This window comes from Pseudomonas sp. Marseille-Q5299, assembly GCF_943737035.1.
GTDB classification, from domain to species: domain Bacteria; phylum Pseudomonadota; class Gammaproteobacteria; order Pseudomonadales; family Pseudomonadaceae; genus Aquipseudomonas; species Aquipseudomonas putida_E.
The window spans coordinates 254,165-268,551 of sequence record NZ_CALSFR010000006.1 but is presented as its reverse complement, the minus strand read 5'-3'; the positions used below and the strand labels follow the sequence as shown (position 1 = coordinate 268,551).

The following is a 14,387-nucleotide window of genomic DNA, read 5'->3' as shown; positions in this document are numbered from 1 at the left end:
CCGTTCATTCCAGTGAGCGGGGCTTTTGCGTATCAAGGCATAATGCACCCCGCGCAGGGCGCGGCAGCAACACAAGGTGAACGATGTGGTGAAGAAGACGCTGTTCCAATTGCACTGGTTCTTTGGCATCACCGCTGGCCTGGTGCTGGCCTTGATGGGTATTACCGGTGCGCTCTATTCGTTCCAGGAAGAATTGCTGCGCGCCTTCAACGCTGATGTGTTGAAGGTCGAGGTACGCGCCGAGGGCGTGCTGCCTCCGGCTGAACTGGTGCGCAGGGTCGAGGCCGCCCAAGGCGACAAAGTGTCGATGCTGTGGGTCGATGTACGCGAAGGCAACGCCGCACGGGTCTTCTTCACACCGCCGCCGGGCGAGCGCCGCGGTGAGTTGCGCTATGCCGACCCCTATACCGGAGAGCTCAAGGGCCAGGCCGCCGGGCAAGACTTCTTCAAACTGATGCTCACCCTGCACCGGTTCCTGGCCATGGGTGACACCGGCCGGCAGATCACGGGCGCCTGCACCCTGATGCTGGTGTTCTTCTGCCTCTCCGGCCTGTACCTGCGCTGGCCGCGCAAAGCCCTGAACTGGCGCACCTGGCTGACCTTCGACTGGGCCAAGAAAGGCCGCGCCTTCAACTGGGACCTGCATGCCGTAGCCGGCACCTGGTGCCTGCTGTTCTACCTTCTGTTCGCGCTGACCGGCCTGTTCTGGTCCTACGAGTGGTACCGCGAAGGCCTGAACAGGTTACTTGCCGACGCGCCTGGCGCAGGACAGCAGCACAAGCGCGGCGAAGGCCGTGGCCGCCATGGGCCGCAGAAGGTGGACAAGAACGCACCGCCGCTGGTGGTCGACTATGACGCCATCTGGGCCAACCTCAAGGACGCTGCCGGGCCAGGGCTTGCCATGTACAACCTGCGCCTGCCACCTGCTGGCGGCCAGCCCGCCAGCCTGTTCTACCTGCTCGACAGCGCCGCGCACCCACGCGCCTTCAATACCCTGACCCTGGACCCGGCCACCGGCCAGGTGAAAAACCACGACCGCTATACCGACAAGTCCTTCAAGGCCCAGCTGCTGCAAAGTGTTTATGCCTTGCACGTGGGTGAATACTTCGGCCTGCCGGGGCGGATCATCGTCACCCTCGCCAGCCTGACCATGCCGCTGTTCTTCGTCACCGGCTGGCTTTTGTACCTCGACCGCCGCCGCAAGAAGCGCCAGGTGCGTGCCGCCCGCGGCCACGTCGCCAACGCCAGCGCCAGCGGCGACAGCTGGCTGATCGGCTTCGCCAGCCAGAGCGGTTTCGCCGAGCAACTGGCCTGGCAGAGCGCCGGACAATTGCAGGCCGCAGGCTTGCCGGTGCAAGTACGTGCACTTGCCGACCTTGGCGAAGAGGACCTACGCCAGACGCGCCGCGCGCTGTTCGTGGTCAGCACGTTCGGTGACGGCGAAGCGCCTGACAGCGCCCGCGCCTTCGAGCGCAAGGTGCTGGGCCAGCCTTGGGCCCTGAACGGGCTCAGCTATGCCGTGCTGGCGCTCGGTGATCGCCAGTACCCGCACTTCTGCGGCTTTGCCCGGCGCCTGCAGGCATGGCTCGGCGAGCGAGGTGCCAGCACGGCGTTCAGCCCGGTGGAAGTGGACAACGCCGACCCGGCGGCCCTGCAGCAATGGCAGCAGGAACTGGCGCAGCTGACTGGCGCCCAACCCGTCGCTGCCTGGCAACCGCCAAGTTTCGGCAACTGGAACCTGGTCAGCCGCGATCTGCTCAATCCGGGCAGTCAAGGCCAACCGGTCTACCTGATCGGCCTGCGCCCTGAAGAGCCCGCCAGCTGGGAGGCCGGTGACCTGGTAGAAGTTCTGCCGCTCAATGGCCAGCCACGCGTGGATGCATTCCTCAGCGGCATGGCCCTCGACGCCAACGCCACTGTGCAGCTTCACGGCCTGAGCGAGACCCTCGGCCAAGCCCTGGCAGGCCGCCAGCTACCAACCCGTCGGGACCACCTGATCGGCTTGCAGCCACAAGCGCTGATCGATGCGCTGGCACCGATCGGCAGCCGCGAATACTCCATCGCCTCGATCGCCAGCGATGGTGTGCTGGAGCTGATCGTGCGCCAGGAGCGTCACCCCGACGGCAACCTTGGCCTGGGCTCTGGCTGGCTGACCGAGTACCTGCCAGTCGATGGCACCCTTGGCCTGCGCCTGCGGCGCAACAGTGGCTTCCATCTGCCCGAAAGCGCCGCGCCGATGATCCTGATCGGCAACGGCACTGGCCTTGCGGGCCTGCGCTGCCTGCTGCGGGCGCGGATCAATGCCGGCGAGCAGCGCAACTGGCTGCTGTTCGGCGAGCGTAACCGCGCGCATGACCTGCTGTGTGGCGATGAGCTGCAAACCTGGCTGGAGAGCGGCGACCTGGCACGCCTGGACCTGGCGTTCTCGCGCGATCAGGCCGAGAAGGTGTATGTGCAGGATGTATTGCTGCAGCAGGCTGAAGAGTTCAAGCGCTGGGTTGCCGATGGCGCTTATGTGTATGTCTGCGGCAGCCTGCACGGGATGGCGGCCGGTGTTGATGCGGCGCTCAAGGGCATGCTCGGTGAAGAAATGGTCGAGCAGTTGATCGAAGACGGGCGTTATCGGCGGGATGTTTACTGATCAGGGATTGAACTGACACAACTGGCCGCTGTAGGAGCGGCCTTGTGTCGCGAACGGGCCGCGAAGCGGCCCTCGATGTTTCGGCATTGATGCAACAATTGCTGGGGCCGCTCTGCGACCCTTTCGCGACACAAGGCCGCTCCTACCGGGGGCCGGTGCTGGCTCAGTGCAGCTCGAAGGTATCGGCATCCAGGTTGGCCGGGAAGCGGGTACGGTAGTTGGCAAGCTCCGCCGCCCTCAGCACGACCGTGAACACCCCGTCTGCCTCGCCCGCACTGAGCAAGCTTTCACCCTGGAAATCCAGCACCTGGCTGTCGCCGGAATACGCGAAACCCTTGCCATCGGTGCCCACCCGGTTCACCGCCGCCACGAAGCACAGGTTCTCGATACCCCGCGCCGGCAGCAGCCGGTTCCAGTGCTGGCGGCGCGCCGCCGGCCAGTTCGCGGTGTACAACAGCAGGTCGGTATCCTGGGCATCGCGGCTCCACACCGGGAAACGCAGGTCATAGCAGATCAGCGGGCGTACCCGCCAGCCCTTGATCTCGAACTGCACCTGACGCTCACCCGGGGTGTAGTGCTTATGCTCACCGGCCATGCGGAACAGGTGGCGCTTGTCGTAGTGCAGGATCTCGCCGTCCGGGCGCGCCCACAGCAAGCGGTTGCGGTGGCTGCCATCGGCGGCCTGGATGATCACGCTACCGGTAACCACTGCGTTGATGCGCTTGGCCTGAGCCTTGAGCCATTTGTAGGTCGGGCCGTTCTCGGGCTCGGCCAAGCTTTCCGATTCCATCGAAAAACCAGTGGTGAACATCTCGGGGAGGATCACCAGGTCGGCATCTCCAGCCTGGTCGAGCAACACCTCGAAATGCGCGTAATTGGCCTCGCGGTCGTGCCAGGCCAGGGCCGTTTGCACCAGGGCGATTTTCAGGTTGGGCAGTGCACTCAGATCGCGCATAGTTTTTCCGCTGCCTGACGCAGCGTCTCCTCACGTTTGGCAAAGCACAGGCGTACCAGGCGTTGCTCGGGGATGGGTTGCTGGTAGAACACCGACACCGGAATGGTCGCCACGCCGTGTTCACGGGTGAGCCAAAGGGCCATTTCGACGTCGTTCAGGTCTGGCCGGATCTGCGAATAGTCCACCAGCTGGAAATAGGTGCCGGCCGTGCGGGTAAAGCTGAAACGCGAACCGTTGAGCAGGTCGCAGAACAGGTCGCGCTTGGCCTGATAGAAACCTGGCAGTTCGTCGACATGCTGAGGGTGTTCGGCCATGAAGTCCGCGAGTGCACACTGCAGCGGTGTAACCCCGCAAAAATTGACGTACTGATGCACTTTGCGCAGCTCCGCGCTCAAGGCAGGTGGCGCGACCACGTAGCCGGTCTTCCAGCCGGTCACGTGGTAAGTCTTGCCGAACGAACTGACCACGAACGCGCGGCGGTACAGCTCTGCATGGGCCAGAACGCTGGCATGACGTACGCCATCGTAGACCAGGTGTTCATACACTTCGTCGCTGACCAGGTAGATATCGCGATCAGCGATCAGGCGCGCCAACTGGTCCAGGTCTTCAGCCGTGATCAGCGCACCACTGGGGTTATGCGGCGAATTGAGGATGACCATGCGCGTGCGCGGGCTCAGGGCATCGCTGAACTTCTGCCAGTCGATACGGAAGTCGCCATCACTGAGCTGTACGTGCACGCAGCGGCCGCCGGCAAGCGCCACGGAGGGCTCATAGCTGTCGTAACAGGGGTCGAAGACGATCACCTCGTCACCCGCGTGGATCACCGCCTGGATGGCACAGAAGATCGCCTCGGTGGCGCCCGGGGTGATGGTCACTTCCTGATCGGCATCGACCTTGGTCCCATACAGGCGCTCGACCTTGGCCGCCACCTGCTGGCGCAAGGCCGGCAAGCCGGTCATCGGCGCATACTGGTTATGCCCGGCGGACACATGGCGGCCAACCGCATCGAGCAAAGCCTGCGGGCCATTGAAGTCTGGGAAACCCTGGGAAAGGTTGAGCGCGCCCGTCTGCACGGCGAGCTGGGACATGGTGGTGAAGATGGTCGTGCCGACGTTCGGCAGTTTGCTGCGGATCATGAAGCCCTCTTTCCTGCGGGACGGAGAGCTATAAGCTACAAGCTCCAAGCCACAAGAAAAAGCGACATGTATCAGCGTCCGCTCATTCTTGCAGCTTGCGACTTGAAGTTTGCCGCTTGTCAGCGCTTGTCGCGGCGCTTCTTCTCGGCCTTCTTGTGGTGCGACATCAAGCGGCGCTTCTTGTTGACCTGGCGGTCGGTGAGGGTGTTCTTCTTGCCCTCGTACGGGTTCTCACCGCCTTTGTACTCGATGCGGATCGGCGTACCGACCAGTTTGAGCACCCGGCGGTAAGTGTTTTCCAGGTAACGCGAGTACGACTTGGGAATCTTCTCGGTCTGGTTGCCGTGGATCACGATCAGCGGCGGGTTGGCACCGCCGAGGTGGGCATAGCGCAGCTTGATGCGGCGGCCGTTGACCAGCGGTGGCTGGTGCTCACTGACGGCATCTTCGAGGATCTGCGTCAGACGGCTGGTTGGCCAGCGGGTGACCGCCGATTTGAACGCGGCCTGCACCGACTTGTACAGGTGGCCCACGCCGGTGCCGTGTAGCGCCGAGATGAAGTGGATGTCGGCAAAGTCGACGAAGAACAGCCGGCGCTCCAGCTCGGTCTTGACGTAGTCGCGCTCACCCGACTCCATGCCGTCCCACTTGTTCAGGGCGATGACGATGGCGCGGCCCGCTTCCAGGGCGAAGCCCAGCAGGTTGAGGTCGTGGTCGACCACACCCTCGCGGGCGTCCATGACGAAGATCACCACGTTGGCGTCCTTGATCGCCTGCAGCGTCTTCACCACCGAGAACTTTTCGACTTCCTCGTGGATCTTGCCGCGCTTGCGCACGCCAGCGGTGTCGATGAAGGTGTACTTCTCGTTATCGCGCTCGAACGGGATGTAGATACTGTCACGGGTGGTACCCGGCTGGTCGTAGACGACCACGCGCTCTTCGCCGAGCATGCGGTTGACCAGGGTCGACTTGCCCACGTTGGGGCGGCCGATGATGGCGATCTTGATGCCATCCTTTTCGCTCGGGCCGGGGATGCGTACCGCTTCCTCGCCTTCGGCAACCTCCTGGTCGAGGGCTTCTTCCTCAGCATCGCGAGGAATGTGGCCCAGCACCGACTCCATCAACTGATTGATGCCGCGGCCCTGCGAGCCGGCCACCGGAATGGCATTGCCCATGCCCAGCGGCGAAAACTCGGCGCGGGCGACGTCGGCGTCGATGTTGTCGATCTTGTTGGCCACCAGGATGGCCGACTTGTTCCGCTTGCGCAGGTGCTCGGCGATCATCTGGTCGGCGGCAGTCATGCCCGCGCGGGCGTCGACCAGGAACAGCACATAGTCGGCTTCTTCGATGGCCATCAGCGACTGCTCGGCCATCTTCTCGTCCATGCCCACTTCGTCACCGGTGATACCACCGGTGTCGATCAGGATGAAGGAGCGACCCTGCCAGCTGGCATCACCATACTGGCGGTCACGGGTCAGACCCGACAGGTCACCCACGATGGCATCGCGGGTTTTGGTCAGGCGGTTGAACATGGTGGATTTGCCGACGTTCGGCCGTCCCACCAGGGCGATTACGGGAACCATGCGGCTCTCCACTCTTGAATTCTTGAAAATGCAAAGGCCGCTGCAAGGCAGCGGCCGGAGTTCGGGCGGCGTGTCCTACGCCGCAACTCAAGACCTGTAGTGGCCTTGAGCATAGCTTCAGCGGATGGTCAGTGCCTCGAGCTTGCCGCTGTTGCCAAAGACATAGATGGTGTCGCCGACCACCAGGGGCCGGGCGCGCAGGCCATCGCTGTCGATACGCTCACGGCCGACGAAACGGCCGTCGACCTGGCTGAGCAGGTGCAGGTAACCTTCGAAGTCACCTACAGCCACGTAGCTGGAGAACACTTCCGGTGCCGACAATTGGCGGCGCGCCATCGAGTCGTTGGTCCACAGTGCGCTGGAAGAGCGCTCGTCGACACCCTCGACACTGCCCGAAGCTTCGCTGACATAGACGTTGCCGAAACCTTGGGCGACACCCACGTAGCTCGAGGCATCACGCTGCCACAGCACACGGCCGCTTTCCAGGTCCAGGCCCGCTACGCGGCCCTGGTAGGTGCTGACGTACAGCGTACCACCGGACAGCAGCAGGCCGCCGTCGATGTCGACCACACGGTCCAGCTCGGAACGGCCCTGCGGGATCGCCACACGGCTCTCCCACACCGGCACGCCGTTGTTGATGTCGACCGCGACCACTTTGCCGGTGGACAGGCCGGCTACAGCCAGACGGTTGGTGACGATCGGCGCACCGGTGCCCCGCAGGGTCAGTACAGCCGGGGTGCTCTCGTAGATCCAGCGGCGGTCGCCGGTAGCGGCATCGAGGCCGATCAGACGGTCGTCCTGAGTCTGCACCACCACAACGTCACCGTTGTTGGCAGGCGGCGCCAGGACTTCGCTGGTTACGCGCGAGCGCCAGCGCTCTTCACCGGTGCTGGAGTCCAGGGCAATCACTTCACCCTTGAGGGTGCCGAGCATGACCAGGCCATAGCCAACGCCGACGGCGCCGGAAACCGGCAGCTCCAGATCCTGCTTCCACACCACGTCGCCGGTAATGCGGTCGAGGGCGAAGACTTCGCCATTGACGTCGCTGGCGTAGATGCGGTCGTTCTCGATGGCTGGCACCAGGGTATTGTAAGTCTCGCCCTGGCCGTCACCGATCGAACGGCTCCACTGCTTTTTCAGTACCACTTCTTCGGTGAACTTGGTCAGCTCGGCCGGAGGCAGTTCCTTCTTGCTGTTGCTGCTGCAACCTGCGGCCAGTACGGCCAGGGTCAGCACTGCTGCTTGTTTCCAACCGATCACGTCACGCGTCCCCTTTGGCCAAGTCATCCAGCTTCAGTTGCAAGCCACCGACCGCCGCCTCATCGGACAGCGCGGCCTTGGCTTTTTCATAAGCGCTGTGGGCATCGTCGGCACGACCCAACTGCACCAGCAGGTCGCCCTTCAATTCTTCACGGCTGGCCAAAAACGCCTTGTCGGCGTCGCCGTCGAGCAGCTTGAGCGCATCTTCAGCCTTGTCCTGGGCCGCGAGCACGCGTGCCAGGCGCTGGCGCGAAATTTCGCCCAGGGTGTCGTCAGCAGGCTTGTCGAGCACATTCTTGAGCTCGGCAGCGGCGTCGTCGAGCTTGCCGCTCTCAACCGCGACCTTGGCCACGAACAGGCTGCCGTACTGGGCGTAGGCGGTACCACCGAACTCGCTCTTGAGCTTGCCGGACAGCTCCGCGACCTTGGTCGCGTCCGGCTGCCCGCTTGGCGTCAGGCTGGTTTCAAGCAGGGCCTGATACAGCTGCGATGCGCCTTGCGACTGGTTGTCCTGGTACTTGTGCCACGTGTTCCAGCCCAACACCACTACGCCAGCCAGCAGCGCACCGGTCAGCAGTGGCTTGCCGTTACGGTTCCACCAGTCCTTGACCCCTGCCAGGTCATCATCATCGGTACTCGACACCCCAATACTCCTTTTCGCCTATTCGCTTGTTGAACCGCGTTACGCCTGAGCGATCGCGGTTTCCAGGTGCTCAGCCAGAGCATCCCAGGCAATGTTCTGTTGTTCGCCCTGACCACGCAGGGGCTTGAGGCCAATCTCTTGCTTGGCCAGCTCATCGTCACCCAGGATCAGGGCGAACAACGCGCCGCTCTTGTCGGCTTTCTTGAACTGGCTCTTGAAGCTGCCGCCACCGGCGTTGACCGCCAGGCGCAGGCCCGGCAGCCGGTCGCGCAGGCTCTCGGACAAGCGCAGGCCAGCCAGCTCCGCCTGCTCGCCGAAGGCGCACAGGTAGACATCGATCTGACGGTTGATGGACGCCGGTACCTTGCCCAGGGTCTCCAGCAGCAGGATCAGGCGCTCGATACCCATGGCGAAACCAACGCCGGTGGTCGGTTTGCCACCCATCTGCTCGACCAGGCCATCGTAGCGGCCGCCTGCACAGACGGTGCCCTGGGCGCCGAGCTTGTCGGTGACCCACTCGAACACGGTCTTGCTGTAGTAGTCCAGGCCACGCACCAGCTTGGTGTTGATCACAAACGGAATGCCGGCGGCATCCAGACGGGCCTTGAGGCCCTCGAAGTGCACGCGGGAGTCTTCGTCGAGGTAGTCTTCCAGCTTCGGCGCGCCGACCAGCACCGCCTGGGTGTTCGGGTCCTTGCTGTCGAGGATGCGCAGCGGATTGCTCTTGAGGCGGCGCTGGCTGTCTTCGTCGAGTTGTTCCAGGCGCGCCGAGAGGAACTCGACCAGCGCGTCGCGGTAGCGGGCGCGGGCCTCGCTGGTGCCCAGGCTGTTCAGCTCGAGCTTGACCGCATCCTGGATGCCCAGCAGGCCCCACAGACGCCAGGTCAGCATGATCAGCTCGGCATCGATGTCCGGGCCGTCCAGGTTGAACACCTCGACGCCAATCTGGTGGAACTGACGGTAGCGGCCCTTCTGCGGGCGCTCGTGGCGGAACATCTGGCCGATGTACCACAGCTTCTGCACCTGGCCGTTGCCAGTGATGCCGTGCTCGAGCACTGCACGTACGCAGGCAGCGGTGCCTTCAGGGCGCAGGGTCAGCGAATCGCCGTTGCGGTCCTCGAAGGTGTACATCTCTTTTTCGACGATGTCGGTGACTTCACCGATGGAGCGCTTGAACAGCTCGGTGAACTCGACGATCGGCGTGCGGATCTGGCTGTACCCATAGGTGTCCAGCAGCCCGGCGACGGTGCCTTCGAAGTAGCGCCACAGCGGCGACTGCTCTGGCAGGATGTCGTTCATGCCACGGATGGCTTGCAGCGATTTGCTCACGAAAAGTCCTTACGAATCTGTGTATCAGCCGCGGGCGATCAGCGCCGCGTCGGCCTCGACCTTTTCGGCCGCTTTCTGGCGGATGAGCTTTTCCAGCTCATCGACCAGGTTGTCATTGGTCAGTTTCTGCGCCGGCTTGCCGTCGATGTAGATCAGGTTCGGCGTGCCGCCGGTCAGGCCAACGTGGGCTTCCTTCGCTTCGCCAGGGCCGTTGACCACACAACCGATCACCGCCACGTCCAGCGGTACCAGCAGGTCTTCCAGGCGCCCTTCCAGTTCGTTCATGGTCTTGACCACATCAAAGTTCTGCCGCGAGCAGCTCGGGCAGGCGATGAAGTTGATGCCACGCGAACGCAGGTGCAGCGACTTGAGGATGTCGTAGCCGACCTTCACTTCTTCGACCGGGTCGGCCGCCAGCGAAATGCGGATGGTATCGCCGATGCCTTCGGCCAGCAGCATACCGAGGCCGACGGCGGATTTCACCGTGCCGGAGCGCAGCCCACCGGCCTCGGTGATGCCCAGGTGCAGCGGCTGGATGATCTGCTTGGCCAGCAAGCGATAGGCTTCGACGGCCATGAACACGTCGGAGGCCTTGACGCTGACCTTGAAGTCCTGGAAATCCAGGCGGTCCAGGTGCTCGACATGGCGCAGTGCAGATTCGACCAGCGCCGCCGGGGTCGGCTCGCCATATTTCTTCTGCAGGTCCTTTTCCAGGGAGCCTGCGTTGACACCGATACGGATCGGGATGCCACGGTCACGAGCGGCATCGACCACAGCACGAACACGGTCCTCACGGCCGATGTTGCCCGGGTTGATACGCAGGCAGTCGACGCCCAGTTCGGCCACGCGCAACGCGATCTTGTAGTCGAAGTGGATGTCGGCGACCAGCGGTACGCTGACCAGTTGCTTGATTTTGCCGAACGCCTCGGCGGCGTCCATGTCCGGTACCGAAACACGGACGATGTCGACCCCCGCATCGACCAGGCGCTGGATCTGGCCAACGGTGGCGGCGACATCATTGGTGTCGGTGTTGGTCATGCTCTGCACCGCGATGGGGGCATCACCACCCACCGGCACATTGCCGACCCAGATTTTGCGGGATTCGCGACGTTTGATCGGAGATTCGCCGTGCATGACTTACTGTCCCAACTTCAGGCGAGCGGTTTCGCCACTGGTGAACGGGGCAACATCGACGGCCTGGCCGTTGTAGCTGACCTGGGCGCCGCGGGCAAAGCCCAGGCGCACCGCGAACGGCGGCTTGCCGGTCAGCTCGAGGTTGTCGCCCTTGCGCTTGATGGCGCTGAACAGCACCTTGCCGTTGCCATCGGACACCTGGGTCCAGCAATCGGCGGTGAACTGGATTGCAACCTTGGCGCTGCCGGCCGGCACGGCGGCAGGCTCGGTGGCAATGGCCGGCACGCTGGCGGCAGGCGCCACAGGGGCGGCCTGGGCTACGGTGGCGGCTGGCGTGGCTGGTGCAGCAGGTGCTGCCGTTGTCGGCGCAGGCGCTTCAGCCTGTGCAGGCGCCTGCTGGACCGGCGCGGCTGCTGCGGCAGCCGGGGCGGCCTCGCTGCTGGCCTCGGCAACCGGCTCGGCAGGTGCCTGCTCCAGCGGCAGCGGCGCGCTTTCGCCCTGCTGGCCTAAGGTAACAGCCTGGTCTTCAGGCTCATCCAGCGGGTGGATCTGGGTGGTACCGTCGGCGCTTTCGACCTCGACATGCTCCAGGGCGATATTGGCCAGGTCCTTGCCGCGCAGGCTGCCCTGGTCCTGCCACCACAGGAAGCTGCCACCGACCACCGCAACCAGCAGCAACAGGCTGACACCGCGCAGGATGTTGTGCGAAAGGCGCACCGGCTCTTCGATGCGGCCCAGTGAATGTACGTCGCTGCCCTTGGCATGGGTGCCGGTGTACTGGTCGAAGGCCTCGACCAGCGGCGCCTGGTCCATGTCCATCAGCTTGGCATAGGCACGGATGTAGCCACGGGCGAAGGTATGCCCTGGCAGCTTGTCGAAGGCACCGGTTTCCACGTGGTTCAGCGAACTTACAGTGAGGTTGAGCTTGCGGGCCACCTCGGCTTGCGACCACTCCCGTCTTTCGCGGGCCTGGCGCAACAATTCACCGGGGTTCTGGCCAGTCGCTGCTGCTACTTCGGGATGCGCGGCTTTCATCGTTGCTCCGACAGGTATTGCTGATATTCCGGCGTACCGGGATAAAGTCGTTGTAATTGCTGGCCCAGTTCGGCCTGTGTGCCTTGCTCGTCGAACACCCGGGCAAGACGGCTACCCAGCAGGAGGCTACGGGCATTGTGATCGCTCAACTGGCTGAAACGATCGTAGAAACCCCGTGCCGGCACATAATGCCTGTTTTCGTAGGACAACTCAGCCATTTCCAGCAACGCCCTGGGTTGCCGCTGGTTGAGTTGCAGGGCCTTGCTCAGATACGCCTGCGCCTGGTCACGGTTGCCGAGTTTCAGGGCTGTCAGGCCAAGGTTCTCGTAGACGCGCGAACGTTCAGGATACAGGGTATCGGCGCTGGCCAGGCGAAACATCTGCTCGGCTTCGGCAAAACGCTGCTGAGCATATAGGAAACTGCCGTAATTGTTGCGAATTCGCGTGTCGCCGGGGCTTGCCGACAACGCTTTCTTGAAGTGTTCCTCAGCCAGCGCAGCTTCACCTTCGGCCTGAAACACCAGGGCCAAGGCTGCGTGAGCATCGCCATCCTTGGCATCGAGCACCAGTGCCTTGCCCAACGGAGCCTTGGCCTGCTCGGTCAAACCTTGTTGCAAATAGCCAAGCCCAAGCTGCACATAGGCACGCCCCGCCTCCACTCGCCCCTGTCGAGTTGCCAGTGGGTCATTCGCACCACCCGACACGCAGCCGGCCAGCAGCGAAAGCGCAAGGATCGACAGCGCGGCGCGCAGGCTCATGGCGGGCCCGGACTCAGTGGCGCACGGCGCTGTCTTGCAGCTCGGCGTCGGCAGACAGCTGACGTACGGCGATGTAGCGCTCGCTGCGGCGGGTACGGTCATTGACCTGGCCGACCAGCTGGCCACAGGCGGCATCGATGTCATCGCCACGGGTGGTACGGGTGGTGACGTTGAAGCCACCGTGGTGCAGCAAGTCCTGGAAGCGGCGAATAGCGTTGTTGCTAGGGCGCTCGTAACCGGAATGCGGGAACGGGTTGAACGGGATCAGGTTGATCTTGCACGGTACATCGCGCAGCAGTTCGATCATCTGCGCGGCATGCTCGGGCTGGTCGTTGACGTCCTTGAGCAAGGTGTACTCGACCGTCAGCACGCGCTTGCCACCCAAGGTGGCCATGTAGCCCATGCACGACTCCAGCAACATCTTCAGCGGGTACTTCTTGTTGATCGGCACCAGCTGATTGCGCAGCTCGTCGTTCGGCGCATGCAGCGAAAGAGCGAGGGACACATCGATGTGCTTGGCCAGTTCGTCGATCATCGGTACCACGCCGGAGGTGGACAAGGTGACGCGACGCTTGGAAATGCCATAGCCCAGATCATCCATCATGATCTTCATGGCTGCGATGACATTGTCGAAATTCAGCAGAGGCTCGCCCATGCCCATCATGACCACGTTGGTAATCGCGCGGTCGATCTTGGCCGGGACGGTCCCGAAGGATTTGTTGGCAAGCCACACCTGGCCGATCACTTCGGCGGCGGTGAGGTTGCTGTTGAAGCCTTGCTTGCCGGTGGAGCAGAAACTGCAGTCCAGGGCGCAGCCGGCTTGCGACGAAACGCACAGAGTACCGCGATCGTCGGTTGGGATGTAGACGGTCTCGACGCAGCTGCCGGAGGCAACGCGGATCACCCATTTGCGGGTGCCGTCTGCGGAAATGTCTTCACTGACCACTTCCGGAGGACGAATTTCGGCAACAGCCTCGAGCTTTTCGCGCAAGGCCTTGCCGACGTTCGTCATGGCGGCGAAATCATCGACGCCAAAATGGTGAATCCATTTCATCACCTGGCCGGCACGGAAGCGCTTCTCCCCAATAGAGTCGAAGAATTGTTCCATTTCCGGCTGGGTCAGGCCCAACAGGTTGATTTTGCCAGTAGATGTCGTCATGGATTCACCCTCACCCGTAAGCTTTCGCTTAGCGAGTGGTTACCTCGGTAGCAGCGAAGAAGTAAGCGATTTCGCGAGCAGCAGCAGCTTCGGAGTCCGAACCGTGAACGGCGTTGGCGTCGATCGACTCGGCGAAGTCAGCACGGATGGTGCCGGCAGCAGCTTCTTTAGGGTTGGTGGCGCCCATCAGCTCACGGTTCAGAGCGATGGCGTTTTCGCCTTCCAGAACCTGAACGACAACCGGGCCGGAAGTCATGAAGGCAACCAGGTCACCGAAGAAGCCGCGCTCGCTGTGCTCAGCGTAGAAACCTTCGGCTTCGGCTTTGGACAGTTGCTTGATTTTCGAAGCAACGATTTTCAGGCCGGCGTCTTCGAAGCGAGTGGTGATCTTGCCGATGACGTTTTTGGCAACTGCGTCAGGCTTGATGATCGAGAAAGTACGTTGAACAGCCATGGAAAACTCCAGAATATGAGTGTTGCGAAAAATTAAACCCGCGAATTATACGCGGGTTCCAGGGGATTGCCTAACCTGCAGCGCCACGCTTAGTCGGCTTCGTCTATCCAGGCCGCCTGGATGGCCTCGAGCACTTTCTCACCGCCGCGTGACGGATCGTCGCTGAATTCTGGCAAGGCCAGCACCCAGCGATGCAGATCGACGAAATTCACATAACGAGGATCGACTTCCGGCTTGCTTTCTGCAAGCTGGATAGCGATCTCAAGTACATCAACCCATTTCAGACTCATTGAAAAATCC

General features: G+C 62.8%; 13 protein-coding genes. 1 reads left to right on the top strand and 12 read right to left on the bottom strand.

Annotated elements, in window-relative coordinates; genetic code table 11:
* The first annotated feature begins 85 nt into the window (after nucleotides 1–85).
* Nucleotides 86–2,641: a sulfite reductase flavoprotein subunit alpha gene (locus tag NGJ21_RS18525; protein WP_237859890.1), complete on the top strand. Its 2,556-nt coding sequence runs from the start codon at nucleotides 86–88 to the stop codon at nucleotides 2,639–2,641.
* Between the two features lie 163 nt (nucleotides 2,642–2,804).
* Here the strand turns inward: NGJ21_RS18525 and NGJ21_RS18520 are convergent, their stop codons facing one another.
* The 12 genes from NGJ21_RS18520 to iscX all read right to left on the bottom strand — a co-directional run bounded on the left by NGJ21_RS18520 (nucleotide 2,805) and on the right by iscX (nucleotide 14,377).
* Nucleotides 2,805–3,596, bottom strand: a complete 792-nt coding sequence (locus NGJ21_RS18520; protein ID WP_046784476.1) for an amidohydrolase — start codon at nucleotides 3,594–3,596, stop codon at nucleotides 2,805–2,807.
* Nucleotides 3,584–4,732 carry a pyridoxal phosphate-dependent aminotransferase gene (locus tag NGJ21_RS18515; RefSeq protein WP_251962480.1) on the bottom strand — a complete coding sequence of 383 codons (1,149 nt, stop codon included), beginning with the start codon at nucleotides 4,730–4,732 and terminating at the stop codon, nucleotides 3,584–3,586. Before NGJ21_RS18515 ends, NGJ21_RS18520 begins: the two co-directional genes overlap by 13 nt.
* A 119-nt stretch (nucleotides 4,733–4,851) precedes the next feature.
* The gene (der, locus tag NGJ21_RS18510) at nucleotides 4,852–6,315 is read right to left on the bottom strand and encodes a ribosome biogenesis GTPase Der (protein WP_012316132.1); all 1,464 of its coding nucleotides are present in this window, start codon (nucleotides 6,313–6,315) and stop codon (nucleotides 4,852–4,854) included.
* A 117-nt stretch (nucleotides 6,316–6,432) separates the two neighbouring features.
* Entirely contained in the window at nucleotides 6,433–7,575 is a 1,143-nt protein-coding gene (bamB, locus tag NGJ21_RS18505) for an outer membrane protein assembly factor BamB (RefSeq protein ID WP_046784478.1), read from the bottom strand.
* A gap of 1 nt (nucleotide 7,576) precedes the next feature.
* Nucleotides 7,577–8,218, bottom strand: a complete 642-nt coding sequence (locus NGJ21_RS18500; protein ID WP_039602044.1) for a tetratricopeptide repeat protein — start codon at nucleotides 8,216–8,218, stop codon at nucleotides 7,577–7,579.
* Between the two features lie 39 nt (nucleotides 8,219–8,257).
* A complete protein-coding gene (gene hisS, locus NGJ21_RS18495) occupies nucleotides 8,258–9,547 on the bottom strand; it encodes a histidine--tRNA ligase (RefSeq protein WP_012316135.1) in 1,290 nt (429 codons plus the stop codon).
* Nucleotides 9,548–9,571: 24 nt separating this feature from the next.
* On the bottom strand, nucleotides 9,572–10,681 hold the full coding sequence (gene ispG / locus NGJ21_RS18490; protein ID WP_012316136.1) for a flavodoxin-dependent (E)-4-hydroxy-3-methylbut-2-enyl-diphosphate synthase: 1,110 nt from the start codon (nucleotides 10,679–10,681) through the stop codon (nucleotides 9,572–9,574).
* Nucleotides 10,682–10,684: 3 nt separating this feature from the next.
* Nucleotides 10,685–11,716 (bottom strand): RodZ domain-containing protein, encoded by a 1,032-nt coding sequence (locus NGJ21_RS18485; RefSeq protein WP_115273920.1) that lies wholly within the window; start codon nucleotides 11,714–11,716, stop codon nucleotides 10,685–10,687.
* The gene (pilW, locus tag NGJ21_RS18480) at nucleotides 11,713–12,474 is read right to left on the bottom strand and encodes a type IV pilus biogenesis/stability protein PilW (RefSeq protein WP_046784481.1); all 762 of its coding nucleotides are present in this window, start codon (nucleotides 12,472–12,474) and stop codon (nucleotides 11,713–11,715) included. The genes NGJ21_RS18485 and pilW overlap by 4 nt, the downstream gene beginning before the upstream one ends.
* Nucleotides 12,475–12,487: 13 nt before the next feature.
* Nucleotides 12,488–13,633, bottom strand: a complete 1,146-nt coding sequence (gene rlmN, locus NGJ21_RS18475; RefSeq protein ID WP_012316139.1) for a dual-specificity RNA methyltransferase RlmN — start codon at nucleotides 13,631–13,633, stop codon at nucleotides 12,488–12,490.
* 28 nt (nucleotides 13,634–13,661) lie between these two features.
* A complete protein-coding gene (gene ndk / locus NGJ21_RS18470; RefSeq protein ID WP_033701183.1) occupies nucleotides 13,662–14,087 on the bottom strand; it encodes a nucleoside-diphosphate kinase in 426 nt (141 codons plus the stop codon).
* Between the two features lie 89 nt (nucleotides 14,088–14,176).
* On the bottom strand, nucleotides 14,177–14,377 hold the full coding sequence (iscX, locus tag NGJ21_RS18465; RefSeq protein ID WP_003248529.1) for a Fe-S cluster assembly protein IscX: 201 nt from the start codon (nucleotides 14,375–14,377) through the stop codon (nucleotides 14,177–14,179).
* Between the last annotated feature and the right edge of the window lie 10 nt (nucleotides 14,378–14,387).